This is a genomic window from Streptomyces sp. NPDC040622 (genome assembly GCF_055593965.1).
Genome location: NZ_JBVIXD010000006.1, coordinates 584,322 through 609,925, shown reverse-complemented (window position 1 = coordinate 609,925; position 25,604 = coordinate 584,322). Strand labels below are relative to the sequence as shown.

General features: G+C 71.5%; 20 protein-coding genes. 10 read left to right on the top strand and 10 right to left on the bottom strand.

Going from position 1 to position 25,604, the window contains the following annotated elements; genetic code table 11:
- Positions 1-30: 30 nt before the first annotated feature.
- Together cofD and ACZ592_RS20435 are read left to right on the top strand one after the other, a co-directional pair.
- The gene (gene cofD, locus ACZ592_RS20440) at positions 31-987 is read left to right on the top strand and encodes a 2-phospho-L-lactate transferase (RefSeq protein WP_471582978.1); all 957 of its coding nucleotides are present in this window, start codon (positions 31-33) and stop codon (positions 985-987) included.
- Positions 984-2,285, top strand: a complete 1,302-nt coding sequence (locus ACZ592_RS20435; protein WP_471582977.1) for a coenzyme F420-0:L-glutamate ligase — start codon at positions 984-986, stop codon at positions 2,283-2,285. The genes cofD and ACZ592_RS20435 overlap by 4 nt, the downstream gene beginning before the upstream one ends.
- 542 nt (positions 2,286-2,827) lie before the next feature.
- Here the strand turns inward: ACZ592_RS20435 and ACZ592_RS20430 are convergent.
- The 3 genes from ACZ592_RS20430 to ACZ592_RS20420 form a co-directional block, all read right to left on the bottom strand.
- Positions 2,828-3,823, bottom strand: a complete 996-nt coding sequence (locus tag ACZ592_RS20430) for a DNA-3-methyladenine glycosylase family protein (RefSeq protein ID WP_471582976.1) — start codon at positions 3,821-3,823, stop codon at positions 2,828-2,830.
- Positions 3,824-3,885: 62 nt separating this feature from the next.
- Positions 3,886-4,968 (bottom strand): mannose-1-phosphate guanylyltransferase, encoded by a 1,083-nt coding sequence (gene manB / locus ACZ592_RS20425; protein ID WP_471582975.1) that lies wholly within the window; start codon positions 4,966-4,968, stop codon positions 3,886-3,888.
- Between the two features lie 105 nt (positions 4,969-5,073).
- Positions 5,074-6,492, bottom strand: a complete 1,419-nt coding sequence (locus tag ACZ592_RS20420; RefSeq protein WP_471582974.1) for a peptidoglycan recognition protein family protein — start codon at positions 6,490-6,492, stop codon at positions 5,074-5,076.
- 137 nt (positions 6,493-6,629) lie between these two features.
- On the opposite strand from ACZ592_RS20420, the gene ACZ592_RS20415 reads away from it, so the two are divergent.
- The 4 genes from ACZ592_RS20415 (at position 6,630) to ACZ592_RS20400 (ending at position 12,728) form a co-directional block, all read left to right on the top strand.
- Positions 6,630-7,382, top strand: coding sequence for a TIGR03089 family protein (locus ACZ592_RS20415; protein ID WP_471582973.1), 753 nt, complete (start codon positions 6,630-6,632; stop codon positions 7,380-7,382).
- 280 nt (positions 7,383-7,662) lie between these two features.
- Positions 7,663-8,997: an LCP family protein gene (locus ACZ592_RS20410; protein WP_471582972.1), complete on the top strand. Its 1,335-nt coding sequence runs from the start codon at positions 7,663-7,665 to the stop codon at positions 8,995-8,997.
- 225 nt (positions 8,998-9,222) lie between these two features.
- Entirely contained in the window at positions 9,223-10,971 is a 1,749-nt protein-coding gene (locus ACZ592_RS20405; RefSeq protein WP_471582971.1) for an LCP family protein, read from the top strand.
- Positions 10,972-11,057: 86 nt separating this feature from the next.
- On the top strand, positions 11,058-12,728 hold the full coding sequence (locus ACZ592_RS20400; RefSeq protein ID WP_471582970.1) for an LCP family protein: 1,671 nt from the start codon (positions 11,058-11,060) through the stop codon (positions 12,726-12,728).
- A gap of 86 nt (positions 12,729-12,814) precedes the next feature.
- Here the strand turns inward: ACZ592_RS20400 and ACZ592_RS20395 are convergent, their stop codons facing one another.
- Entirely contained in the window at positions 12,815-13,852 is a 1,038-nt protein-coding gene (locus tag ACZ592_RS20395; protein WP_471582969.1) for a glycosyltransferase family 2 protein, read from the bottom strand.
- 160 nt (positions 13,853-14,012) lie between these two features.
- On the opposite strand from ACZ592_RS20395, the gene ACZ592_RS20390 reads away from it, so the two are divergent.
- On the top strand, positions 14,013-15,491 hold the full coding sequence (locus ACZ592_RS20390) for an LCP family protein (RefSeq protein ID WP_471582968.1): 1,479 nt from the start codon (positions 14,013-14,015) through the stop codon (positions 15,489-15,491).
- Positions 15,492-15,790: 299 nt separating this feature from the next.
- Here the strand turns inward: ACZ592_RS20390 and ACZ592_RS20385 are convergent, their stop codons facing one another.
- Positions 15,791-16,339, bottom strand: a complete 549-nt coding sequence (locus ACZ592_RS20385; protein ID WP_471582967.1) for an acyl-CoA thioesterase — start codon at positions 16,337-16,339, stop codon at positions 15,791-15,793.
- A gap of 128 nt (positions 16,340-16,467) precedes the next feature.
- On the opposite strand from ACZ592_RS20385, the gene ACZ592_RS20380 reads away from it, so the two are divergent.
- Positions 16,468-17,829 (top strand): LCP family protein, encoded by a 1,362-nt coding sequence (locus tag ACZ592_RS20380; protein ID WP_471582966.1) that lies wholly within the window; start codon positions 16,468-16,470, stop codon positions 17,827-17,829.
- A gap of 167 nt (positions 17,830-17,996) precedes the next feature.
- Positions 17,997-19,160: a dipeptidase gene (locus ACZ592_RS20375; RefSeq protein WP_471582965.1), complete on the top strand. Its 1,164-nt coding sequence runs from the start codon at positions 17,997-17,999 to the stop codon at positions 19,158-19,160.
- 44 nt (positions 19,161-19,204) lie between these two features.
- Here ACZ592_RS20375 and ACZ592_RS20370 read toward each other — a convergent pair whose 3' ends face one another.
- Positions 19,205-19,594 (bottom strand): VOC family protein, encoded by a 390-nt coding sequence (locus ACZ592_RS20370; protein WP_471582964.1) that lies wholly within the window; start codon positions 19,592-19,594, stop codon positions 19,205-19,207.
- Positions 19,595-19,768: 174 nt separating this feature from the next.
- Positions 19,769-21,112 carry a UDP-glucose dehydrogenase family protein gene (locus ACZ592_RS20365; protein WP_471582963.1) on the bottom strand — a complete coding sequence of 448 codons (1,344 nt, stop codon included), beginning with the start codon at positions 21,110-21,112 and terminating at the stop codon, positions 19,769-19,771.
- Positions 21,113-21,289: 177 nt separating this feature from the next.
- On the opposite strand from ACZ592_RS20365, the gene ACZ592_RS20360 reads away from it, so the two are divergent.
- Positions 21,290-22,447, top strand: a complete 1,158-nt coding sequence (locus tag ACZ592_RS20360; protein WP_471582962.1) for an acyl-CoA dehydrogenase — start codon at positions 21,290-21,292, stop codon at positions 22,445-22,447.
- A 213-nt stretch (positions 22,448-22,660) separates the two neighbouring features.
- Here ACZ592_RS20360 and ACZ592_RS20355 read toward each other — a convergent pair whose 3' ends face one another.
- From ACZ592_RS20355 to ACZ592_RS20345, 3 genes are read right to left on the bottom strand one after another with little or no spacing between them, the layout of a single operon-like run.
- The gene (locus ACZ592_RS20355) at positions 22,661-23,857 is read right to left on the bottom strand and encodes a dipeptidase (RefSeq protein WP_471582961.1); all 1,197 of its coding nucleotides are present in this window, start codon (positions 23,855-23,857) and stop codon (positions 22,661-22,663) included.
- A 17-nt stretch (positions 23,858-23,874) separates the two neighbouring features.
- The gene (gene purE, locus ACZ592_RS20350) at positions 23,875-24,414 is read right to left on the bottom strand and encodes a 5-(carboxyamino)imidazole ribonucleotide mutase (RefSeq protein WP_471582960.1); all 540 of its coding nucleotides are present in this window, start codon (positions 24,412-24,414) and stop codon (positions 23,875-23,877) included.
- Positions 24,411-25,580 carry a 5-(carboxyamino)imidazole ribonucleotide synthase gene (locus tag ACZ592_RS20345; RefSeq protein ID WP_471582959.1) on the bottom strand — a complete coding sequence of 390 codons (1,170 nt, stop codon included), beginning with the start codon at positions 25,578-25,580 and terminating at the stop codon, positions 24,411-24,413. Before ACZ592_RS20345 ends, purE begins: the two co-directional genes overlap by 4 nt.
- Positions 25,581-25,604: the final 24 nt, after the last annotated feature.

Below are 25,604 nucleotides of genomic sequence, written 5' to 3'. Positions count from 1 at the left end.
ACTGTCGTACCCGCCTGACATGCTGGGTCCATGCGCATTGTGGTTCTGGCCGGCGGCATCGGCGGCGCCCGTTTCCTCCGCGGACTCAAGAAGGCCGCGCCCGACGCGGACATCACGGTCATCGGCAACACCGGCGACGACATTCACCTCTTCGGGCTGAAGGTCTGTCCCGACCTCGACACCGTGATGTACACGCTGGGCGGCGGCATCAACGAAGAGCAGGGCTGGGGACGTACGGACGAGACGTTCAAGGTCAAGGAAGAGCTCGCCGCCTACGGGGTCGGGCCCGAGTGGTTCGGGCTCGGCGACCGCGACTTCGCCACGCACATCGTGCGGACGCAGATGCTGGCCGCGGGATACCCGCTCAGCGCCGTCACGCAGGCGCTGTGCGAGCGGTGGCAGCCCGGGGTGCGGCTCATCCCCATGTCCGACGACCGCGTCGAGACGCACGTCGCCGTCACGGTCGACGGCGAACAGAAGGCCGTGCACTTCCAGGAGTACTGGGTGCGGCTGCGCGCCTCCGTGGACGCGCACGCCGTCGTGCCCGTCGGCGCCGAGCAGGCCAAGCCCGCGCCCGGCGTCCTGGAGGCCATCGCCGAGGCCGACGTCGTGCTCTTCCCGCCGTCCAACCCCGTGGTGAGCGTCGGCACCATCCTCGCCGTGCCGGGCGTCCGCGAGGCCGTCGCCGACGCGGGCGTGCCGGTCGTCGGCCTCTCCCCGATCGTCGGCGACTCCCCCGTGCGGGGCATGGCCGACAAGGTGCTCGCCGCCGTCGGCGTCGAGACGAGCGCCGCAGCCGTCGCCGAGCACTACGGCAGCGGGCTGCTCGACGGCTGGCTCGTCGACAGCGTCGACGCGGGGGTCGTGGAGCGGGTGGAGAGCGCCGGGATCCGGTGCCGGGCCGTGCCGCTGATGATGACCGACGTCGACGCCGCCGCCGAGATGGCGCGCGAGGCGCTCGCGCTGGCGTCGGAGGTCAGCGCGTGACCCCGCCGGCCTACCGCGTGTGGGCCGTGCCCGGACTGCCCGAGGTACGGGAGGGCGACGACCTCGCCAAGCTGATCGCGGCCGCCGAACCGGGGCTCGCCGACGGTGACGTCGTCCTGGTCACCTCCAAGATCGCCAGCAAGGCCGAGGGCCGGATCGTCCGGGCGGACGACCGCGAGGCGGCCATCGACGAGGAGACCGTACGGGTCGTGGCGCGGCGCGGGACCCTGCGCATCGTCGAGAACCGGCAGGGCCTCGTGATGGCAGCGGCCGGCGTCGACGCGTCCAACACGCCGGCGGGGACCGTGCTGTTGCTCCCCACCGACCCCGACGCATCGGCCCGCGCGGTGCGCGAGGGGCTGCGGGACGCGCTGGGAGTGGACGTCGGCGTCCTGGTCACCGACACGTTCGGGCGGCCCTGGCGGGCCGGGCTCACCGATGTCGCCATCGGCGCCGCGGGCGTACGGGTCCTCGACGACCTGCGGGGCGGACACGACGCGCACGGCAACCCGCTGAGCGCCACCGTCGTCGCCACCGCGGACGAACTCGCCGCCGCGGGAGACCTCGTCAAGGGCAAGGCCGCCGGGCTGCCCGTCGCGGTGGTCCGCGGGCTGCCGCACGTCGTGGGCGGTGCGCCGGACGAGGGGGCGGGCGCGATGGTGCGCGGCGCGCGCGACGACATGTTCCGGCTCGGCACGTCCGAGGCCGTGCGGGAAGCGGTGACGCGGCGGCGGACCGTCCGAGAGTTCACGGACGAGGAGGTCGACGGGGGCGCCGTGCGGCGGGCCGTGGCCGCGGCGGTGACCGCGCCCGCGCCGCACCACACGACACCCTGGCGGTTCGTGCTCCTGGAGTCCGCCGCGTCGCGGGTCGAACTGCTCGACGCGATGCGGGAGGCGTGGATCGCCGATCTGCGGCGCGACGGGAAGTCCGAGGAGTCCATCGCCAAGCGGGTGCGGCGCGGGGACGTGCTGCGCAGGGCGCCGTATCTCGTGGTGCCGTGCCTGGTGATGGACGGGTCCCACACGTACGGGGACGCGCGGCGGGATGCGGCCGAGCGGGAGATGTTCGTCGTGGCGGCGGGGGCGGGGGTGCAGAACTTCCTGGTCGCGTTGGCCGGGGAGCGGCTGGGGTCCGCGTGGGTCTCTTCGACGATGTTCTGTCGCGAAGTCGTGCGGGATGTTCTTGGGCTGCCGGAGTCTTGGGATCCCATGGGGGCGGTGGCCGTGGGGCATCCGGTGAGTGAGCCTCCCGCTCGGGGTGGGCGGGTTGTGGAGGACTTTGTGGCGGTGCGGTAAGGGGGGGGACGGTTTTGCGCAGTTCCCCGCGCCCCTGATCTTTGGTCCCGTGCGTTGTTGGGTGCGGGGGCTTGTCGTTTTTTGCGCAGTTCCCCGCGCCCCTGGAGGCTTCCGCCCCATGCGTCGTTGGGTGCGGGGCTCGTCGTTCTTTTGCGCCGTTCCCCGCGCCCCTGGAGGCTTCCGACCCGAGCGTCGTTGGGTGCGGGGGCTCGTCGTTCTTTTGCGCCGTTCCCCGCGCCCCTGGACGCTTCCGCCCCGTGCGTCGTTGGGTGCGGGGCTCGTCGTTCTTTTGCGCCGTTCCCCGCGCCCCTGGACGCTTCCGCCCCATGCGTCGTTGGGTGCGGGGCTCGTCGTTCTTTTGCGCCGTTCCCCGCGCCCCTGGACGCTTCCGCCCCGAGCGTTGTTGGGTGCGGGGCTCGTCGTTCTTTTGCGCCGTTCCCCGCGCCCCTGGACGCTTCCGCCCCGAGCGTTGTTGGGTGCGGGGGATCGTCGTTCTTCTGCGTCGTTCCCTGTGGTCCTGGGTGTGTCTTCGGGGTGTCCTGTCACCAGGCCGCGATGTTTGTTTTTCGCATTTTGGGGGTCTGGCGGGGTGGGGTTCTGCCGCTCAGGCAGAGGAGGCGGGTTGCCCGGTGGCGTTGGCCCTCGTAGGGGGTCAGGAGTTCGAGCATCGCCGCGTCGTCCGCCGTGCGGTCGTTCGCCAGCGCGTGGCCGACGATGCCGGGGAGGTGGAGGTCGCCGACCGTCACCGCGTCGGGGGCGCCGTTGGAGCGCTGGACGGTTTCCGCGGAGGTCCAGGGGCCGATGCCGGGAATCAGTTCCAGGCGGGCCTGGGCCTGGACGGGTTCCATGGACGCCGCCTCTTCCATCCGGGACGCCCGTGCGACGGCGCGCAGGATCGTGGACGCCCGCTTGTCGTCCACGCCCGCCTTGTGCCACTCCCAGGAGGGGATCAGGGACCAGGCGCGGGGCGTCGGCATGACGTACAGGTGCGGGGCAGGGCCCGGCGCCGGTTCGCCGTACGCGCGGAGCAGCAGGCGCCAGGCGCGGTAGGCCTCGTCCGTCGTGACCTTCTGTTCCAGGATCGAGGGGATCAGGGACTCCAGGACCAGGCCCGTGCGGGTCAGCCGCAGGCCGGGGCGGCGGTGGGCCGTCACCGCGATCAGGCGGTGGCGCGGGGCGAACAGGCCGGGGTCGTCCGACGCGCCGAGGAGTGTGGGGAGCCGGTCCAGGAACCAGTCGGCTCCAGGGCCCCACGCCGCCGCCTCCACCGTGTCGGAGCGCACGGCCACCCGTAGCGTTCCGGGGCCCTCGGGCGTGCGGCTCGCGCGCCAGACCGAGCCGTCGGGGGTCGTGCGGAAGGCCGGGTCGGCCGGGCCGCGCCGCAGCGGGCCGAGGGTCAGGCCGAGATCCAGGGGGAACGGCGGCTGCCAGGTACGGGTGCGGGGTGCCGTGGGCTGCCGGGGGACGCCCGCCGGTACGGCCGTTTCGCCGCCGCGCACGGTGGCGCGTGTGGGGCGCGGGGCGAAACGGGACGACATCTGTATGAGGGTAGAGGACCGGGGCGGAGGGCGAGAGGGAGGACGAGCGGGGGCGGCGGGGCCTACTGGTCCGACGAGAAGCGGACCGCGCCCGCCGGCAGGGACGCCTCGCACCAGACGCGTACGCCTTCGCGCAGTTCGTTGTCGGCGCCGACGGTCGCGCCGTCGCCGATCACCGCTCCCGTCAGGACCGAGCGGGCGCCGATCCGCGCGCCCGCGCCGATCAGGGAGTCCGTGATGACCGTGCCCGGCTCGATGACCGCGCCGGACAGGATCGTGCTGCCGGAGATCCGGGCGCCCTCGCCGACGCGCGCGTCCGCGCCGACGACCGTGCCCCCGGTGAGCTTCACGTCCGCGGCGACGGTGGCCGAGGGCAGCACCAGGCGGTCGCCGCAGCGGCCGGGGACCGCCGGGGAGGGGGCGCGGCCGAGGACGAGGTCGGCGGAGCCGCGTACGAACGCCTGGGGCGTGCCGAGGTCCAGCCAGTACGTGGAGTCGACCATGCCCTGGAGGTGCGCCCCGGAGGCGAGGAGGTCGGGGAACGTCTCGCGCTCGACGGAGACCGGCCGGCCGGCCGGGATGGTGTCGATGACCGAGCGGCGGAACACGTACGCGCCCGCGTTGATCTGGTCGGTGACGATCTCCTCGGGGGTCTGCGGCTTCTCCAGGAAGGCCGTGACCCTGCCGGTCGCGTCGGTGGGCACGAGGCCGTACGCGCGCGGGTCGTCGACCTTGGTGAGGTGCAGGGAGACGTCGGCGCCGGAGTCCTCGTGCGTGGCGACCAGGGCACGGATGTCCAGGCCCGTGAGGATGTCGCCGTTGAAGATGAGGACCGGGTCGTCGGGGCCCGAGGTCAGGTGCGAGGCCACGTTGCGGATGGCGCCGCCCGTGCCGAGGGGCTCGGTCTCCGTGACGTACTCGATGTGCAGGCCGAGCGCCGAGCCGTCGCCGAAGTAGGGCTCGAAGACCTCGGCGAGGTAGGAGGTGGCGAGGACGATGTGGTCCACACCCGCGGCGCGGGCCCGCGCCAGCTGGTGGGTGAGGAACGGGACGCCCGCCGCCGGGACCATCGGCTTGGGGGTGTGCACGGTGAGGGGCCGCAGCCGGGTTCCCTTGCCGCCGACCAGGAGGATCGCTTCTGTCACCTGTCGTCTCTGCTTCCTGCTGGGGCCGGCCGAACTTTGAGTTTCGGCCGGCCAGTGTATGCAGACTGAAGTGCAGGTCGTGCAGTTCGAGCGGTGCGTCGGACCTCAGCGGCCCTGGAAACGGGCCGAGGTGGACCGGGCCTTTCCGAGCTTGTTGTACAGGCGGCTGCCGGGGCACTCGGTGGCGAATCCGTCCCGATGTCCGGAGATCACCTTGAGCCGGACGTTCTTGCCCTTCGTGTACAGATTGCCACCGCCCGACTTCAGGTAGGTAGTGCCCCGGGGATTGGCGCCGTACAGGCCGAGCTTCCACGCGGTCAGCCGCGCGACGGCGTTCACGGCCGCCTGCGGCGGGGTGGAGCTGCTGTACGTGCCGAGGACGGCGATGCCCATGCTGTTGGTGTTGAACCCGAGAGTGTGGGCCCCGAGGACCGGCTTGGCCACACCTCCGGCACGTCCTTCGTAGATGTTTCCGCACCGGTCGACGGCGAAGTTGTAGCCGAAGTCACGCCAGCCGCTGCTCTTGACGTGGAAGCGGTAGATGCTGCGGAGCACCGAGCCGGCCTGTGAGCAGCTGTAGTTGTTGCCGGACGCGCTGTGGTGCACGAAGGCGGCCTTCACGGTCTTCGTGTACGCGAAGTCCTTCTCGCGGAGCTTCTCGTCGGCGCCCCAGCCCTTGCGCGTGATGATGCGCGGGCGCGGGCCGACGAAGGGTCCCGCCTTGCCGGCCGCCTCGGACCCGCCGCGTGCGGCGACCAGGTCCTCCTGCGTCTGCTTCCTGGTCAGCGCGGGGATCACGGAGGCACCGATCGGCGCGAGGTCCGCGTTGACCGCCGAGGTCGCGGCGGACGCGCTGGTCATCGCGGAGCCGCGCGGGGCGTCGGCCTTGGACCCCGCCGGCGGGGCCTGGTCCCCCGGGTCGACCAGTTCGAGGTGCAGGCCCTCGGGGAGCCGGCCCCGGGCGGACGGGGCGGCCCGGTCCGCGGCCCGGTTCCGCGCCACCGCGTCCCGCTCCTGCGCATCCCGGCCCTGCTCCGCCTGTACGCGGATCTCGACGCCGTCGGAGTCGCCGACCCAGAGCGGCGCGGTCGAACCGCGGACCGTTCCGGTGGCGCCCTCGGGGGTGCCGGGGTCCGCGGCGTGCTCGTGGTTGTGCGTCTCGACGCTCTGCCAGCCGGACCAGGTGCTGGTGGATCTCGCGCGGGTGCGGACCTGGACGGTGCCGTGGAGTTCGGCTTCGGGGTCGTTCCAGACGACGCCCACCAGGGAGAAGGGGCGGACATCGCGCCGGGCCAGGCCCTGTTCGCCCGCCCCGGCGGAGCCGAGGGAACGGTCGGAGCCGAGCGGGGCGAGCGCGAGGGACTGGGTGCTGCCGGGAATCGCCTCCGCGGCGGACCCGGCGGGCCCGGCGGCTGCTGGTGAGCCGGTCGTCGCGGCTCGGGCGCCGGACGACGGCAGGGTGAGGGGCAGGGCCAGGGCGGCCGCGCACGTGACGCCGATCGAGGAAGCTAGGAATCCACGCATACATCTGATAGTTGCCACAACGAGACATATCTGTCCATCGGGAAACTGACGGACCGTCGGCCAGAAGCGGGCGATCCGGCCGCCCCCGCTCCCCCGCCACGCCGGGCGCGGCCGGGTGCCCGCGTACCCTTGCGCCCGTGAACGCCAACGACCGCACCCCTGCCGACCTGCTGCGATCCGCGCTCGCCTCGGACCCGGGCCGCCCCCTTGTCACCTTCTACGACGACGCCACCGGCGAACGCGTGGAATTGTCCGTCGCCACCTTCGCCAATTGGGTGGCCAAGACCGCCAATCTGCTCCAGGGCGACCTCGCCGCGGAGCCGGGCGACCGGGCCGTTCTGCTGCTGCCCGCGCACTGGCAGACCGCCGTGTGGCTGCTCGCCTGTTCGTCAGTGGGCGTCGTCGCGGACGTGGGCGGCGACCCGGCGTCGGCCGACCTCGTCGTCAGCGGCCCGGACACGCTGGACGCGGCACGCGTCTGCACCGGGGAGCGGGTGGCGCTCGCGCTGCGGCCGCTCGGCGGGCGCTTCCCGCAGGCGCCGCAGGGCTTCGCCGACTACGCGGTCGAGGTGCCTGGCCAGGGCGATCAGTTCGCCCCGTACGCGCCCGTGGACCCGGACGAGGTCGCGCTCGCGGTCGGCGGTGCGGAGCTGACCGGGGCGGAGGTCGTTGAGCGGGCCCGCGCCGACGCGGGGCGACTGGGCGTCGGGCCCGGGTCCCGGGTGCTCTCCGGGCACTCGTACGCGTCCTGGGAGGGGCTGGTGGCCGGGCTCTTCGCCGCACTTGCCGTCGGCGGGTCCGTGGTGCTCTGCCGTCATCTCGGGCTGCTCTCGCAGGACGGTCTGAGCCGGCGGCTGGCGGACGAGCGGGTCACTCTCACCCTGCGGTGAGGGGGCCGGCCGTGCGGCCTGTTGGATTGCGCGTGCGGGTTCGTCGTGGCCCGCCGCGCAGCACCCCGCACCCCTGGGGCTTGCCCCCGCGGGGCTCGCCCCCCCCCTGAGCCTCGCCACCCTTGAAGGGTGCGCCCTCCCCCGAGAGCTCGCCCCCACCCCCGCCTCTCCCCCGTTCGGCGCACGTCGGAGGGTGGTCCAGAGGCCCCCCGCCGCTCGGCGGTCCATGGTCGTAAGGACGCACCATGCACCGACGCAGCCATGAGGGGTGGACGCACACGTGACCGAGACCGCAGGCACGCCTTCCGGACCGGACGGGAATCCGAACCCGGACCCGGCCCCGGAAAGCACCCCGCCTGAGCCGAAGGCCACGTACGGACCCGGTGCGGGCTCCAGCCCCTCCGGCGTGGGCGTCGCCCGCCGCAGGCGCCGCTGGCTGCGCTACACCGCGGTCGGCACCGCCGTCCTGGTGCTCGGCGCGGGGGGCGTGGGGTGGGCGGCGTACTCGAAGCTCAACGGCAACATCACCAAGGACACCGACGCGGCCGCCGAGCTGGCGCGCTACGAGAAGGAACGTCCGACGCCGCTGGTGCACGACGCGCAGAACATCCTGCTGCTCGGCTCCGACACCCGGGCCGGCAAGGGCAACCGCAAGTACGGCAGGGACCCCGGCACCCAGCGCTCGGACACCACGATCCTGCTGCACCTGGCGGCCGACCGGCAGAGCGCGACCGCCGTGTCGATCCCGCGCGACCTGATGGTGGACATCCCCAGCTGCCGCAAGCCGGACGGCTCGCGGACCGAGGCCCAATTCGCCCAGTTCAACTGGGCGTTCGAGTTCGGCGGGACGGCCTGCACCATCCGTACCGTCGAGAAGCTCACCCGGATCCGCGTCGACCACCACATGCTCGTGGACTTCACGGGGTTCAAGGGCATGGTGGACGCCGTCGACGGCGTGCAGGTCTGCCTCAAGGGCCCGATCGACGACACGGACGCCCACGTGAAGCTCGCCCCGGGGCTGCGGACCCTCAACGGCGAGCAGGCGCTTGGTTACGTACGCGCCCGCAAGAGCCTCGGCAATGGCAGCGACACCGACCGGATGGACCGCCAGCAGCAGTTCCTGGGCGCACTCGTCAACAAGGTGCAGAGCAATGACGTCCTGCTGAATCCGGCGAAGCTCTATCCCGTTCTCGACGCGGCGACTTCTTCCCTGACGACCGACCCGGGGCTCGCGAGTCTGCGTGGTTTGTACGAACTGGTGCGCGGCATGCGCAATATCCCCACAGAACGGGTGCAGTTCCTCACCGTCCCCCGGCAGTCGTACACCTACGACGCGAACCGCGACGAGCTCGTCGAACCCGCGGCCGAGCAGCTCTTCACCCGGCTCCGCACGGACACGCCGGTCGCGGTGGCCCGGAAGCAGCCCGGGAAATCGGGGACGAGCCCCTCGAACGAGTCGAACGAGTCGTACGAAGAAGGGGATTCCCCGTACGAGGAGGAGTACGACGACTCCGGCGACTACGAGAGCGACGAGAAGCCGGACGACCCTTCGCATACGCCGTCGCCCGCGCCGACATTCCGGGGCAACACGGCCGCCGGATCCACCTGCGAGTAAAACACTCCCCAAGGGAAGGGTGCCCCTCACAAAGAAATAGGGCGGATTGCCCAGTTGTAGGGGAGTGGAATTTGTCACCGGCGTCGTTCGACGCTGAACTGGGCGGATAGTGTGAGCGATCCGGTGCGCATGGCCTCTCGGTCCCGCACCGCTGGAACGACTGACCGAGCGCCTTCTTGAGGGGGGAAAGGCGCCGCGTGGCCCCGACGGAGGACGTAAACAACCGTGGACGCGCAAGGCCGTGGGCGGGCGGAGAACATCGATCCCGCAGACCAGTGGGTGCTCAATCCGAATACCGGCGACTACGAACTGCGACTGAGCCCCTCCGCAGGGCAGTCATCGGTACCGGGGCCTCGTGGAGCGTCTCCCCGTCAGGGTGGCCGCGGCCACTCCGCGCCGGGCCGCGAACGCTCCCGTCAGGACGAGCGCGGCGAGCGCGACGAGCGCCGCGAGGTGCCGGGTCAGCGCAGGCGCCGCGTCAAGGAGCCGGAGGTCGCCTCGGGCGGGCGGCGCAAGCAGAAGCCGCGCAAGCCCAAGGGCAAGAAGGTGATGATCTGGACGGGCGGCACGCTGGCCTTCCTCCTCGTCGCCGGCTGCACCGGCGGCTACCTGTACTACCAGCACCTCAACGACAACATCACGTCGATAGACGACGACGGCGCGGGCACCGGCGGCTTCAGCAAGGACCGCGCCATCAACATCCTGGTGATGGGCACCGACAAGCGCAGCGGTGACGGCAACAAGGGGTACGGCGACGAGGGCAGTGCCGGTCACGCCGACACGACGATCCTGCTGCACGTCTCCAAGGACCGGACGAACGCGACCGCGTTGAGCATCCCGCGCGACATGATCGTGGACATTCCGAACTGCCCGACGCGACAGTCGGACGGCAGTACGAAGAACATCCAGGGCACGCAGAAGGCCCGCTTCAACGAGAGCCTCGGGCAGTTCGACCGCACGCCGAGCTGCACCATGCGTACGGTCAAGGCGGTCACCGGCATCACGCCCGACCACTTCATGGTGGCCGACTTCAACGCGGTCAAGACGCTCTCCAGCGCGGTCGGCGGCGTGGACGTGTGTCTCGCCAAGGACATCGATGACCCCAAGTCGCACCTGAAGCTCTCCAAGGGCAAGCACACGATCGAGGGCGAGGAGGCGCTGGCGTTCGTCCGCACCCGCCACTCCGTGGGCACCGGCGGCGACTTGAGCCGCATCGAGCTGCAGCAGCAGTTCCTGAGCGCGCTCATGCGCAAGCTCAAGTCGAACGACACCCTCACCAACCCGAAGAAGATGTTCAGCCTCGCGGAGGCGGGCACCGAGGCCCTCGCCGTCGACTCCAAGATCGCCGACATCATGAAGCTCAAGGACCTCGGCATGGAGCTCGGCAAGCTCGACATGAAGAACCTGAGCTTCGCCACCGTGCCGGTCATCGACAACCCCGCGGAGACGGTCCACACCACGGTCGTGCCCGACCCGGCCAAGGCCGACGCGCTCTTCGCGATGATGCGCGCCGACCAGTCGCTGACCGAGGTGAAGAAGAAGGAGAAGAAGGAGAAGGCCGAGGTGGCCGCCCGCCTGAAGGGCCCCAAGGCCGACGCCTCCGAGGTGCGCGTCGACATCTACAACGGCAGTGGAAAGACCGGCGCCGCTCAGACAACTCTCACGTGGCTGCAGAACACTGAGGGCGTGCTCAAGTCCAGCCAACTGGGGAACGCGCCCTCGGACATCAAGAAGACGACGCTCGAGTACGCGCCGGACCAGGCTGACCAGGCCCGTCGGCTCGCCGACATCATGGGCCTGCCCGCCGCTGCCCTGAAGCCGGGCAAGAGCGAGAAGAACGCACAGGGCCTCCCGGCCATGAAGCTGACGCTCGGCGGAGACTTCAAGGGCGCGGGGGTGCCCGTCTCCGGGCCGTCGAAGGCGCCGGAGGGGATCCAGAAAGTCGAAGCTGACAAGACTGTGTGTGCGAAGTGACCTGAAGCGGTCGTTCTGCGTCTAACAATGCGCCAAGGCGCCGCAGAGCGGCCGCGGTTCGGGAATGGGGCGGGGAGGGGCTGGGGATGAGGCAGCACAGCGTGCGTAAGGAGGGGGCGCGACAACGCGCCCCGCACGCAAGTGATCACGGCTGGGACGGCGACGGCCGTACCGAGGGCGGGCCACGCCCGAAGGAGCCACCGGAGAGCGGCGGTGAGCCCCCGGAGGGCAGCGCCCGGCACCGGCGCGGCAGAGGCGGCGGCGAGCGGCCGCCGCGCCGCAAGCGCCGCGTCCTGCGCTGGTCGGCGACGATCCTGTCGGTGCTGATACTCGGCACGGCCGGCGCCGGATACCTCTACTACCAGCACCTCAACGGCAACATCGAGACGGACGACCTGAACCTCGGCGAGCACCGGGCCCCCGAGCCCACGCCGAACGCGGCGGGCCAGACCCCGCTGAACATCCTTCTCATCGGCTCGGACGCACGGGACTCCAAGGCGAACCAGAAGCTCGGCGGCGCCAAGGAAACGTTTGGCTCGCCGCCGCTCGCGGACGTGCAGATGCTGCTGCACCTCTCGGCCGACCGCACCAACATGTCGGTCGTCAGCATGCCGCGCGACACCCTGCTGCAGATCCCCAAGTGCACCGACCCGGACGACGGCAAGGTCTACCCACAGACCGGTCCCCGGTACATGACGAACGAGTCCCTGGGCCGCGGCGGCCCCGGCTGCACGGTCGCCACCTGGGAGAAGCTCACCAACATCCACATCAACCACTTCATGATGGTCGACTTCTCGGGCGTGGTCTCCATGGCGGACGCCATCGGCGGCGTACCGGTCTGCGTGGACAAGAACATCCACTCGCGCGACAACGCGGGCCACGGCTCGGGCCTGAAGCTGGAGAAGGGCACCACGGAGGTCAAGGGCAAGCAGGCCCTGCAGTGGCTGCGCACCCGCTACGGCTTCGAGGGCGGCACCGACATCTCCCGCGCCAAGGCCCAGCACATGTACATGAACGCGCTGGTCCGCAAGCTCCGTGAGAACACCGGCCTGAGCAGCCCCAACCAGCTGCGCAAGCTCGCCGAGGAGGCGACGAACGCGCTGAAGGTCGACGACGGCCTGGACACCATCAAGAAGCTGTACGACCTCGGCAACGAGCTCAAGAAGGTCTCCCCGTCGCGTACGACGATGACGACCATGCCCTTCGATTACGCCGGTGCGCGCGTCGTCCCCAAGCCCGACGACGCGGAGCAGCTCTTCCGCCTCGTGCGCGACGACATCCCGCTGGACGGCAAGGGCGCGAAGAAGCCGGCCAAGGAGAAGCCGTCGGACGACCCGGCCGCCGCGGACGGCGAGATCGCGGTGCAGGTGCAGAACGGCACGCGCAGCAGCGCCGAACCACCGGTCAGCGGCCGGGCGAGCACGGTGGCGCAGCTCCTGGCGGGCAAGGGCTTCGCCAAGGCCGCGCCGGACACCACGACGGCGCTCTCCGAGGAGCGGACGGTCGTGCGCTATCCCAGCAAGGACCTGGAGGGTGACGCCCAGCGCGTCGCCAAGTCCCTGGGGCTGCCGTTGAGTTCGGCGAAGAAGTCGACGGACGTCTCCGGGGTGACGCTGGTCGTCGGCGCCGACTGGCGCGAGGGCGACGCGCCGCCCAAGCCGAAGAAGAAGGACGACAAGACGCCGGACTCCGCTGACGCGCTCAGCGGGTCCGACAAGAAGGCGTGCATGAAGGTGGACCCGAACTTCACCTGGTAGCACCCGGCGCCCCCGGCCCGCACGCGAGCGGCCCGGCCCCATCGTGAGGTGGGGCCGGGCCGCTCGTGTGCGTGGAGGTGGGCCGCTCAGGCCTCCTGCGTCTCCCCGAGGACCGCCGGGCGGCGCGAGGCGATGACTCTCTTGGCCAGCGAGCGCGGGCTGGTGAGGAAGCCCCAGCCCCACGACATGTGCATGGTCGCGAGCGCCACCGGGATCTGCAGGCGCGCCTTCAGCGGCAGGCCCTTGCCCGCGGGGACGGATCCGGCGGCGATGGCCGCGAGGTAGCCGCCGGGGATCACGAAGCCCCACGGCGTGAGGGCCGCGCCCACGACGACGCCCGCGGCGATCGCGCAGACCGCGACGGGCGGCGCGAGGTAGCGCAGGTTGATGGAGCCCTCGTGGTAGCGGGCGACGACGTGGCGCCAGCGGCCGTAGTCCTTGTACTGCTTGGCGAGGGCCTTCACGCTCGGGCGCGGGCGGTAGGAGACCTTCAGCTCGGGCGAGAACCAGATCATGCCGCCGGCCTCGCGGATGCGGAAGTTCAGCTCCCAGTCCTGGGCGCGGATGAACTCCTCGTTGTAGCCGCCCTGCTGCTCCAGCGCCTCGCGGCGGAAGACGCCCAGGTAGACCGTCTCGGCCTGCTGGGCGGCGCCGCCGGTGTGGAAGGCCGCGTTGCCCACGCCGATCTTCGACGTCATGGCGGCGGCGACCGCGTGCTCCCAGTCGTTCTGGCCCTCGGCGTGCATGATGCCGCCGACGTTCATCGCGCCGGTCTCCTCAAGGAGGCGGACGGCGGTCGTGATGTACCCCGCGGAGAGCGCCGCGTGGCCGTCCACGCGCACCACGATCGGGTGACGTGAGGCCTTGATGGCGGCGTTCAGCGCCGCGGGCGTGCGCCCCGTGGGATTCGGGACCGTGTGTACCCGGGGGTCCTCACGGACCAGCTCGGCGGCGATCTCGTCCGTGCGGTCGGTGGAGGGGCCGAGCGCGACGACGACCTCCATCTCTCCCGCGTACTCCTGCCGCAGGATCGCGTGGACGGCCTCGCGCAGATGCCGCTCCTCGTTGAGGACGGGCATGATCACGGACACGGCTGACGGCTGCACCTCAGACTTCGCGTTCATCAGGCGTCACGTTACCGCGAATGGGGGACACGGGCGCGCGCCGTCCGGGTCGCTACCCCGGGCCGCATTTCGTATGGCATTACGTTTCTCTGGTCCCCGGCTCGTCCCCCCACCCGGTCCCGCCCCGGCCACGGCCCGTCTCCGCGGAGGTGTCCCGCACGTGCCCACACCGCCCCGCTCCCCCGCCCCTCCACCGCGCCGACCCCGACCGCCGGCCGGCCGGTCCGTGCGGCAGCCCGCCAAGCGCGCGAAGCGGCCCCGCTGGGCGATGCGGGTGGCGACCACGTTCTCCGTGACGGTGCTGGCCGCGGCCGGCATCGGGCACTCCGTCGTCACCAGCCTGGACACCGGCATCAAGCGGGTCGACGCCTTCAAGGACATGAAGAACAGACCCGAGCAGGGCAACGGCATGAACGTGCTGCTCGTGGGCACCGACGGGCGCGACAAGATCACCCCGGAGGAGAAGGAGAAGTACCGCCTCGGCGGCGCTCCCTGCCACTGCACGGACACGCTCATGATCGTGCACATCTCCGAGGACCGGGACCGCGCCAGCGTCGTGAGCCTGCCCCGGGACAGCTACGCCGATCTGCCCGCGCACACCGACCGGAACACCCGCAAGAAGCACCACGAGCACCCCAACAAGATCAACGCGGCGTACGCGGAGGGCGGGCCGAACCTCACGGTGCGCACGGTCGAGCACATGACGAAGGTCAAGATCGACCACTATCTGGAGGTCGACTTCACCAGCTTCATGAAGACCGTGGACGTGCTCGGCGGAGTGGAGATCTGCACGGCGCAGCCCCTGAAGGACTCCCACACCGGGCTCGACATGGCCGAGGGCACGCACCTGCTGAACGGCGGCGAGGCGCTCCAGTACGTCCGCTCCCGGTACGTCGACGGGGCGTCGGACCTGGGCCGCATGCAGCGCCAGCAGCGTTTCCTCGCGGCGCTGATCGCCAAGACGACGAGCAGCGGCGTGCTCCTGAACCCGGTCAAGTTCCGGGACGTGACGCGGACGCTGCTCGGCTCGGTCCGGGCGGACAAGGGCTTCGGGACGGGCGAGATGCTGGACCTCGGGCGGGCGATGCGGGGCTTCTCGCCGTCGTCGTCGGAGTTCACGACCGTGCCGCTGAGCGCCAAGGGCCAGAACGTGCCGGGCATCGGCTCGACGCTGAAGTGGCACCCGAAGAAGTCCGGGAAGCTGTTCAAGGCGCTGCGCGACGACCGGCCGCTGGCGCCGCACCGGTCCAGGAACAGGGCGGCGCTGGTCGGTGTCGCCCCGCAGCAGATCCGGGTCCAGGTGGACAACGGGACGGGGTCGCCGGGGCTCGGCAAGCAGGTCGACGCGGGACTGCGGTCGACGGGCTTCCGCACGACGCGGCTGCCGGGGAACGTGCCTGGCGCCAAGGAGAAGCCGCTCGCGCGGACCGTCCTCGCGTACGACCCGCGCTGGGACCGCTCGGCGAAGTCCCTGGCCACGGCGTTGCCCGGGTGCGAGATGCGCGAGGTGAAGGGTCAGGGTCCGCTGCTGAAGGTGATCGCGGGCAAGGACTTCAAGGCGGTGCGGCCGGTACGGGCCGAGGACATCCACCAGGGCGAGTTCGGAGCGGTCACCGGGGACCAGGTCGTGTGCCCCTGAGCGGCGCGGGCCCTTCGGGGCGAGCGCGCCGGCCGCTCCGGTCAGGGCCGTGGGGCGGGTCGTGCCGGTCAGAGCCGTGGGGCCGGTCGTACCGGCCAGGACCGTGAGACCGGCCGCTCCGGCCAGGACCGTGGGGCCAGTCGTACCGGCCAGGACCGTGAAGCCCGTCGTACCGGCCAGGACCATGAGGCCCGTCGTACCGGCCAGGACCGTGAGACCGGCCGCTCCGGCCAGGACCGTGAGACCGGTCGTACCGGCCAGGACCGTGAGACCGGTCGTGCCGGTCAGGACCCATCGCGTCAGTCGTCGAAGCCCTCGGCGGCCCGTGACTCGCGCAGCTCCTTGATGGCGCGGCGGCGTGCCAGGCGGTGGGTGCGGCGGATCTGGGCCTCTTGGTGGCGGCGGCGGTCGCGGTCGGTCTCCGGGATGACCGGCGGGACCGTGCGGGGCTTGCCGTCCGCGTCGACGGCGGCGAAGACCAGGTAGGCGGAGCCGACCTGCTGGGCGGGCGTGGACTCGTTCCAGCGCTCGGCGAGGACGCGGACGCCGACCTCCATGGAGCTGCGGCCGGTCCAGTTGACCTGGGCCTTCACATGAACGAGGTCGCCCACGCGGACGGGTTCGAGGAAGGCCATCTCGTCCATGGACGCGGTGACGGCGGGGCCGCCGGAGTGACGGCCCGCCACGGCCCCCGCAGCGTCGTCCACCAGTTTCATGATCACGCCGCCGTGCACCGTGCCGAGGAGGTTGGTGTCACCGTGGGTCATGATGTGGCTGAGGGTGGTGCGGGACGCCGAAGTCGGCTTGCCCGGAATCTCCGATTCCGGACTGGAGGCCTGATCTGTCATGCCCTCACCCTATGCCTGACATATGCCTCGGCACGCTCCGGCCGCTTTGCATCAGCTCTGCAACAGGCGTGACCCGAATTCCCGACCGCTCTACAAGCGGGAGGCCCTGAGACGGCACACTGGGCCACATGAGCGATTGGCCTGACAGTCAGGGCGGCGGCCGGGGATACGGCGGCGGCAGCGGGAACTCCCAGCCCGAGGGAGCCCGCGTGATGCGGCACATCCAGCGCGGCCAGCCCTCGCGTCCGGCCGGTCCGCCGTCCGGCGGGGTCCCGCCGCAGCCCGCGTACGACGACGGGTACGGCGAGCCGCGCGGGAACGGCCAGCCCTACGGCGACGCCCGCGACGAGGTCTTCGAGCCCCGGGCCGCCCGCCAGGATCCGTACGGGCGGGGTCCCGACAACGCGTACGACAGCGGCTACAACACCGGCCAGGTCTACGGCCAGCCCTCGGGCGGCAACGGCGGCCAGGGCGGCGCGGGAGCGCCGCCGCGCGCCCCGCGCCCCGCGCCGAACTGGCGCAAGCGGATCAAGTGGGGCGCGATCACGCTCGTCAGCGTCCTCCTCGTGACGTCCGTCATCACGTACTTCTGGGCCGACTCCAAGCTCAAGCGCGAGGTCGACCTCTCCAAGGTCATCGAGCGGCCCGAGGGCGGCGCGGGCACGAACTACCTGATCGTGGGCTCCGACAGCCGCGAGGGCATGTCCGCCGAGGAGAAGAAGAAGCTCCACACGGGGTCGGCCGAGGGCAAGCGCACGGACTCGATGATGATCCTGCACGTCGCCGACGACGGCGGGAACACGATGATCTCGCTGCCCCGCGACTCGAACGTCACGATCCCCTCCTTCAAGGGCGCCGAGTCCGGCAAGCTCTACCCGAACCAGGGCCGCCAGACGAAGCTGAACGCGGCGTACGCCGAGGACGGGCCCGAGCTGCTCGTGCGGACCGTGGAGTACAACACCGGCCTGCGGATCGACCACTACGCCGAGATCGGCTTCGGTGGCTTCGCCAAGATCGTGGACTCGGTCGGCGGCGTCGAGATGGACATCCCCAAGGCCTTCAAGGACAAGAACTCCGGCGCCAACTTCGAGAAGGGCAAGCAGACCCTCGACGGCCAGGAGGCGCTGGCCTTCGTCCGCACGCGGTACGCCTTCGCGGGCAGCGACCTGGACCGCACGAAGAACCAGCAGAAGTTCCTCTCGGCCCTCGCCAACCAGGTGGCCACGCCCGGCACGATCCTGAACCCGTTCAAGCTCTACCCCACGATGGGCGCCGGCCTGGACACGCTGGTCGTCGACAAGGACATGGGACTCACCGACGTGGGCTCGATGTTCTGGGCGATGAAGGGCGTCAGCGGCGGCGACGGCAAGTCCATGAACATGCCGATCGCGGGCACCACCGGCGGCAACCTCCTCTGGGACAAGGCCAAGGTCAAGCAGCTGGTCGAAGAGCTGAACAACGACGACAAGGTCACCGTCTCCGGCAACTGACAGCTCCTCGCGCACGTACGGGGAGGGGTCCCGCCGAGCCGCTCGGCGGGGCCCCTCCCCGTCCCGCCGGACGGCCGCGTACCCCGAACGCTCCGCCCGCCGCGAAGCCCCGGCCGCTCCGTGACACGGTGGTCCGGACTGCACCACGCGACGTCCGGAGCCCTGCCATGGCAGACCTGCAGGAGGAACTCAACACCACCGCCGAGGCGGGGGAGCTCGACCGGCCCCCCGCCCCGCCCGAGCCCGTCCCGCCGCGCCGGCCCACGCCCGCGCCGCAGGCGGAACACCAGGACGAGCCGGCCCCGGCCCGGCCCACCGACCCGGCCGAGTCCGTCGATGCGGCGGAGCGGGCCCGTGCGCTGCTCGCCGCGCACCCGGTCGCCGACGGGTACAGCGGTCTGCCCTGGGCCCTGCGCGAGCTGCCCTGGCACGACTTCGAGACGGGCGACTGCGGTCTGGAGAGCGACGTGCCGCGGCTGCGCGTGGGCCGGGTCGGCGCGCAGTTCTGGTCCGTGCACGTGCCCGACTCCGGCCGGGCCGTCGCCGCGACGCTCGAACAGATCGACCTGGTCAAGCACATCGTCGACGCCCACCCCGAGGCCCTGCGGCTCGCCCGCAACGCCTCGGAGGCCGCCGACGCCCGCAACTGCGGCCGTATCGCCACGCTGATCGGCCCCGCCCACGGCGCCGCGCTCGGCGACTCCCTGGGCGCGCTACGGGCCCTGCACAGCCTCGGCCTGTGCTCCGTCACCCTCTCCGGTACGTCCTGGGCGGGCGCCGAAGGGCTGACGCCGTTCGGCGAGGAGGTCGTCAGGGAGATGAACCGGCTCGGGATCATCGCGGACCTGTCCGGCGCGTCCGAGGCGACGGCCCGGCGGGTGCTCGCCGTCTCCAAGGCACCGGTGCTCTTCACCCGCTCCGGGGCGCGCGCCCTGCGCGACCACCCGGCGAACCTCTCCGACGAGCTCCTGGCCGCGCTCGGCGCGGCCAAGGGCCTGTGCCTGGTGCCGCTCGCCGCCGAGCGGACGGGCGCCACGGTGCGCGAGGTGGCGGACCACCTCGACCACGTGCGCCGGATCGCCGGGCCGGAGTCGGTCGGCCTCTCGGGGACGTACGACACCTCGGAGGCGCACCCGGAGGGCCTGGCCGACACGGCGAGCTATCCGCACCTCGTCGCCGAGCTCGTGGCCCGCGGCTGGCCGGAGGCCGACCTGGCGCTGCTCACCTGGGGCAACGTGCAGCGTGCCCTGCGCGGCGCGGACTTCACGGCGCGGGCCACGCGGGAGCGCCGGGCCGCGTCGACGGCGCGGATGGACCGTCTGGACGGCTGAGGACCGCGGGCTCGGGGGCCCGGGAATCTCTGGGACTCAGGGACTCAGGGGATCTTGCAGAGGCAGAACGGGTGGCCGGCCGGGTCCGCGTACACGCGGAAGTCGCGCTTGCCGCCGTCGTCGTCCAGGTCGAGGGGGCGCGCGCCGAGCGCGAGCACCTTCTCCTGGGCGGCGTCGATCTCCTCGTCAGTGCGGCCCGCGTCCAGGTCCAGGTGGATCTGCTGCGCGTTGGCGTCGGAGCGCGGCCACTCGGGCGGGCGCAGGTCGGCCACGCGCTGGAAGGACACCTTCACGCGGCCGGGCGCCACCAGGTCGACCCAGTCGCCGTCGTCCTCGACGGTGCCGCCGATGACGGCCGCGTAGAACTCGGCGAGGGCGCGGGGGTCGGGGCAGTCCAGGACGACGTTGCGCAGTCGGGCGATGGGCTCCGTCATGTTCGTCTCGTCTCCTCGCGTCTGACGTGTCTGCGGGTGCGTGACGGCACCGGGAGAGCGGGTGCCCCGTGGGACGGCCCACGAACCCGGCGGGTGGCGCGGAGTGCGCTCGCCCACTCCATGGTCACGCGCCGACGGCCGCCCGCAACCAGGAGACGCGGGAGCGGGGTGCCGTCAGGCGGCCGGGCGGCCCATCGCCCGGTACGTCCAGCCGGCGGCCCGCCAGACCGCGGGGTCCAGCGCGTTGCGGCCGTCCAGGATGACGGCGGACGACGCCACCGCGCCGAGCTCGGCCGGGTCCAGCTCGCGGAACTCGCGCCACTCCGTCAGGTGCAGGACGACGTCCGCGCCCCGGACCGCGTCCAGCGCCGTGTCCGCATAGGCGAGGGTGGGGAAGAGCCGGCGGGCGTTCCCCATGCCCTTGGGGTCGTACACGGTGACCTGGCCGCCCTGGAGATGGATCTGGCCCGCGACGTTGAGCGCCGGGGAGTCGCGGACGTCGTCCGAGTCCGGCTTGAACGTGGCGCCGAGGACCGCCACCCGCTTGCCGAGGAAGGAGCCGCCGCCGAGCGCCTCGCGGGCCATCTCGACCATCTGGCCGCGCCGCCGCATGTTGATGGAGTCGATCTCGCGCAGGAAGGTCAGGGCCTGGTCGGCGCCGAGCTCGCCGGCCCGCGCCATGAACGCCCTGATGTCCTTGGGCAGGCAGCCGCCGCCGAAGCCGATGCCGGCCCGCAGGAACTTCTTTCCGATCCGGTCGTCGTGCCCGAGGGCCTCCGCCAGCTTCACGACGTCGCCGCCCGCGGCCTCGCACACCTCGGCCATGGCGTTGATGAAGGAGATCTTCGTGGCGAGGAAGGAGTTCGCGGAGGTCTTCACGAGCTCGGCGGTCGGGAAGTCCGTGACGACGAAGGGCGAGCCCTCCGCGATCGGCGTCGCGTACACCTCACGGAGCAGCTTCTCGGCGTGCTCGCTGCGCACGCCGACCACGATGCGGTCGGGGTGCAGCGTGTCCTTGACGGCGAAGCCCTCGCGCAGGAACTCCGGGTTCCAGGCCAGTTCGACGTCGCCGCCCGCCGGGGCCAGCTCCGCGAGGCGGGCGGCGAGGCGGTCCGCGCTACCGACCGGGACGGTGGACTTGCCGACGACCAGGGCGGGCTTGGTCAGGTGCTTGGCGAGGGACTCCACGGCGCTGTCGACGTAGGACATGTCGCACGCGTACTCGCCGTGCTTCTGCGGGGTGTTCACGCAGACGAAGTGGACGTCGCCGAAGTCGGCGGCCTCGGCCCAGTCCATGGTGAAGCGCAGCCGTCCGCTGGCACCCTCGATGCCCGCGACGTGCCGGCGCAGGAGCTCCTCGAGGCCGGGCTCGTACATGGGGACCTGGCCCCGCTGGAGCATGTCGACCTTCTCGGGCACGACGTCGAGCCCGAGCACCTCGAAGCCGAGCTCGGCCATGGCCGCGGCGTGCGTGGCGCCGAGATAGCCGGTGCCGATCACGGTGATCTTGAGGGCCATGCGGTGCTCCAGAGATACGGGGGGCTTCGGTGCGCTGATCGAGCATAGTCCCGCGTTGTGGGGCCGCTCACCGGGCATGTTCTCCGCTGTCGGCAAGCTCACGTATCCCTCGCGCGGGAGCACCACTAAAATTTGGGTTACTTAACGGTAATTAGCATCCTTGGAGCGTGAGAGACCTTGGCCGGATCGGCTGATTTCGACCTGTACCGCCCGTCCGAGGAGCACGACATGCTCCGCGACGCGATCCGCTCGCTGGCCGAGGCGAAGATCGCGCCCTTCGCCGCCGCGGTGGACGAGGAGGCCCGCTTCCCGCAGGAGGCCCTCGACGCGCTGGTGGCGAACGACCTGCACGCCGTGCACGTCCCCGAGAGCTACGGCGGCGCGGGCGCCGACGCCCTCGCCACGGTCATCGTCATCGAGGAAGTGGCGCGCGTCTGTGCCAGCTCCTCGCTGATCCCCGCCGTGAACAAGCTGGGCTCGCTGCCCGTCATCCTCTCCGGCTCCGAGGAGCTGAAGAAGAAGTACATGTCGCCGCTGGCCGGCGGCGAGGGCATGTTCTCGTACTGCCTCTCCGAGCCGGACGCCGGTTCGGACGCGGCGGGCATGAAGACCAAGGCCGTGCGCGACGGCGACTTCTGGGTGCTCAACGGCGTCAAGCGCTGGATCACCAACGCGGGCGTCTCCGAGTACTACACCGTCATGGCCGTCACCGACCCGGAGAAGCGCTCGCGCGGAATCTCGGCGTTCGTCGTCGAGAAGGGCGACGAGGGCGTCTCCTTCGGCGCCCCGGAGAAGAAGCTCGGCATCAAGGGCTCCCCCACCCGCGAGGTCTACCTCGACAACGTCCGCATCCCCGCCGACCGCATGATCGGCGAGGAGGGCACGGGCTTCGCCACGGCGATGAAGACCCTGGACCACACCCGCATCACCATCGCGGCGCAGGCCCTCGGCATCGCGCAGGGCGCCCTCGACTACGCCAAGGGCTACGTCAAGGAGCGCAAGCAGTTCGGGAAGCCGATCGCCGACTTCCAGGGCATCCAGTTCATGCTCGCCGACATGGCGATGAAGATCGAGGCCGCCCGCCAGCTGACGTACACGGCGGCTGCCAAGTCGGAGCGCGGCGACAAGGACCTCACGTTCCAGGGCGCGGCCGCCAAGTGCTTCGCCTCGGACGTGGCGATGGAGGTCACCACGGACGCCGTGCAGCTCCTCGGCGGCTACGGCTACACCCGTGACTACCCCGTCGAGCGCATGATGCGCGACGCGAAGATCACGCAGATCTACGAGGGCACGAACCAGGTCCAGCGCATCGTGATGGCGCGCAACCTGCCGTAGCCCGCGGCGCGTTCAGCGGTACGCGACGGTGCCCTCTCCCTGGCTTCAGGGGGAGGGCACCGTCGCGTAGTGCTTCCAGGGGCGCGGGGAACTGCGCGCTCAGCCACGACGGACCCGCAGCCGCGTCTGCCCACAGCGGTCTCCACGCGGGTGCGGCCTCGTTCTTGGTTGCTCGCGCGGTTCCCCGCGCCCCTGACGGGGGGGTGCCCCGCCTCAGCCGTCCAGTTGCTCCAGCGTCGCGATCGACGGGCCCCTGCGGGACTGGAGGTCCCGGGCCACGTCCTCCGCCGCGCCCAGCACCCGTACCGCGTTCCGCCACGTCAGCTTCGCGAGGTCGGCGCGCGACCAGCCGCGGCCCAGGAGCTCCGCGATCAGGTTCGGGTAGCCCGCGACGTCGTCCAGACCGTCGGGGGTGAACGCCGTGCCGTCGTAGTCGCCGCCGATGCCGATGTGGTCGACGCCCGCGATCTCGCGCATGTGGTCGAGGTGGTCGGCGACCGTGGCGGCCGTCGCGACCGGGCGCGGGGTCGACTCCTCGAAGGCCGCGTGGACCTTCATGGCCTCGGGCGTCGTGTCCAGGTGGTGGAAGCCGTGGGCGCGCATGTTCTCGTCCGCGGCCTGCGTCCAGTCGACCGCGGCCTGCAGCACGAACTTGGGGACGAAGGTCGCCATCGCCACGCCGCCGTTGGCCGGCAGCCGCTCCAGGACGTCGTCCGGGATGTTGCGGGGGTGGTCGCAGACCGCGCGCGAGGACGAGTGGGAGAAGATCACCGGCGCCACGGACGTGTCCAGGGCCGCCCGCATCGTCGTCGCCGCGACGTGGGAGAGGTCCACCAGCATCCCGACGCGGTTCATCTCGCGCACGACTTCGTGGCCGAACGGCGAGAGGCCGCCGACGCCGGGCCCGTCCGTCGCCGAGTCCGCCCACACGATGTTGTCGTTGTGGGTGAGCGTCATGTAGCGGACGCCGAGCGTGTGCAGCGCCCGCAGCGTGGCGAGCGAGTTGTTGATGGAGTGGCCGCCCTCGGCCCCCATCAGGGACGCGATGCGGCCCTCGGCGCGGGCCGCCTCCATGTCCGCCGCCGTCCGCGCGCGGCGCAGGTCGGCCGGGTAGCGGGCGAGCAACTGCTCGACGCAGTCGATCTGTTCCAGGGTGGCGCTGACCGCGGCGTCGCCGGTCAGGTCGGTGCGCACGTACACCGACCAGAACTGCGCGCCGACGCCGCCCGCGCGCAGCCGGGCGATGTCCGTGTGGAGGCTGCCCTTCTGGTCGGCGGCGATGTCGAGGCGGTCGATGTCGTAACCGGCCTTCTCGCGCAGCGCCCACGGCAGGTCGTTGTGGCCGTCGGCCACGGGGAACTCGGCGAGCAGGGCCCGTGCTTCTTCTTCCAGCTTCTCCGGATGCGTCATATCCGTCACTGTGCCGGTCACTTCCCCGAGCCGAAACCGAAACCGGAACCCGCGCCCTCGACCTTGGCGCGCAGCCGCTTGCCCTTCTCGGTCGCCTGGTCGTTCAGCTCCTGCTGGAACTCCCGCATACGGGACAGGAGTTCACCGTCGTGCGCGGCGAGGATCCGGGCCGCGAGCAGACCCGCGTTGCGCGCGCCGCCGACGGAGACCGTCGCCACCGGCACGCCCGCGGGCATCTGCACGATGGAGAGCAGGCTGTCCATGCCGTCGAGGTACTTCAGGGGCACCGGCACGCCGATCACCGGCAGCGGGGTCACCGACGCCAGCATGCCGGGCAGGTGGGCCGCGCCGCCCGCGCCCGCGATGATCGCCTTCAGGCCCCGGTCGGCCGCCTGCTCGCCGTACGTGATCATCTCGCGCGGCATGCGGTGCGCGGAGACGACGTCGACCTCGTAACGGATCTCGAACTCGTCGAGGACCTTGGCCGCCGCCTCCATGACGGGCCAGTCGGAGTCCGAGCCCATGACGATGCCGACGACGGGAGACGTGCTGCTCATTCGGTGATCGTTCCTCTGAGGTAGCCGGCTGCGTGACGGGCGCGGTCCAGGACCTCGTCCAGGTCGTCGCCGTAGGTGTTGACGTGACCGACCTTGCGGCCGGGCTTCACGTCCTTGCCGTACATGTGGATCTTGAGCTGCGGGTCGCGGGCCATGCAGTGCAGGTACGCGGTGTACATGTCGGGGAAGTCCCCGCCCAGCACGTTGGCCATCACGGTCCACTTGGCGCGCGGGCGCGGGTCGCCGAGCGGCAGGTCGAGCACGGCGCGCACGTGGTTGGCGAACTGCGAGGTGATGGCGCCGTCCTGGGTCCAGTGCCCGGAGTTGTGCGGGCGCATCGCCAGTTCGTTGACCAGGATGTGGCCGTCGCGCGTCTCGAAGAGCTCGACCGCGAGGTGGCCGACCACGCCGAGCTCCGCCGCGACGCGCAGCGCGAGCTCCTGCGCCTCGCCCGCCAGGGCCTCGGAGAGGCCGGGCGCGGGGGCGATCACCGTGTCGCAGACGCCGTCGACCTGCTGGGACTCGACGACGGGGTACGCGACGGCCTGGCCGTGCGGCGAGCGGACGACGTTCGCCGCCAGTTCGCGCACGAAGTCGACCTTCTCCTCGGCGAGCACCGGGACACCGGCCCGGAAGGGGTCTTCGGCGTCCTCGACGGATCGGACGAACCACACCCCCTTCCCGTCGTAGCCGCCACGCACCGTCTTCAGGATCACCGGGAACCCGTCGCCCTCGGCCGCGAAGGCGGCCACGTCGGCCGGATCCCTCACGATCCGGTGGCGCGGGCACGGCACGCCGATCTCCGTGAGCTTCTCGCGCATCACGCCCTTGTCCTGGGCGTGCACCAACGCGTCGGGCCCCGGGCGCACGGGGATGCCGTCCGCCTCCAGGGCCCTGAGGTGCTCGGTGGGTACGTGTTCGTGATCGAAGGTGATCACGTCGCAGCCCCGCGCGAAGTCACGCAGCGTGTCGAGGTCGCGATAGTCGCCGATGACGACATCGCCTACGACCTGCGCCGCGGAATCCTGCGGGGTGTCACTGAGGAGCTTGAATTTAAGGCCGAGGGGGATGCCCGCCTCGTGGGTCATGCGGGCGAGCTGACCGCCGCCGACCATGCCGACTACCGGGAACGTCACACCCCCAGGGTATCGGCCGGTATCGGCCACCCGGGAACGGCCGGATCCCTCGCC

Bases quoted from the DNA above. Each gene is read 5' to 3' on its own strand.
- cofD (WP_471582978.1), top strand. From the start codon at position 31: ATGCGCATTGTGGTTCTGGCCGGCGGCATCGGCGGCGCCCGTTTCCTC.
- ACZ592_RS20430 (WP_471582976.1), bottom strand. From the start codon at position 3,823: ATGTCGTCCCGTTTCGCCCCGCGCCCCACACGCGCCACCGTGCGCGGC.
- ACZ592_RS20420 (WP_471582974.1), bottom strand. From the start codon at position 6,492: ATGCGTGGATTCCTAGCTTCCTCGATCGGCGTCACGTGCGCGGCCGCC.
- ACZ592_RS20400 (WP_471582970.1), top strand. From the start codon at position 11,058: ATGAGGCAGCACAGCGTGCGTAAGGAGGGGGCGCGACAACGCGCCCCG.
- ACZ592_RS20395 (WP_471582969.1), bottom strand. From the start codon at position 13,852: ATGAACGCGAAGTCTGAGGTGCAGCCGTCAGCCGTGTCCGTGATCATG.
- ACZ592_RS20385 (WP_471582967.1), bottom strand. From the start codon at position 16,339: ATGACAGATCAGGCCTCCAGTCCGGAATCGGAGATTCCGGGCAAGCCG.
- ACZ592_RS20380 (WP_471582966.1), top strand. From the start codon at position 16,468: ATGAGCGATTGGCCTGACAGTCAGGGCGGCGGCCGGGGATACGGCGGC.
- ACZ592_RS20375 (WP_471582965.1), top strand. From the start codon at position 17,997: ATGGCAGACCTGCAGGAGGAACTCAACACCACCGCCGAGGCGGGGGAG.
- ACZ592_RS20370 (WP_471582964.1), bottom strand. From the start codon at position 19,594: ATGACGGAGCCCATCGCCCGACTGCGCAACGTCGTCCTGGACTGCCCC.
- ACZ592_RS20365 (WP_471582963.1), bottom strand. From the start codon at position 21,112: ATGGCCCTCAAGATCACCGTGATCGGCACCGGCTATCTCGGCGCCACG.
- ACZ592_RS20355 (WP_471582961.1), bottom strand. From the start codon at position 23,857: ATGACGCATCCGGAGAAGCTGGAAGAAGAAGCACGGGCCCTGCTCGCC.
- purE (WP_471582960.1), bottom strand. From the start codon at position 24,414: ATGAGCAGCACGTCTCCCGTCGTCGGCATCGTCATGGGCTCGGACTCC.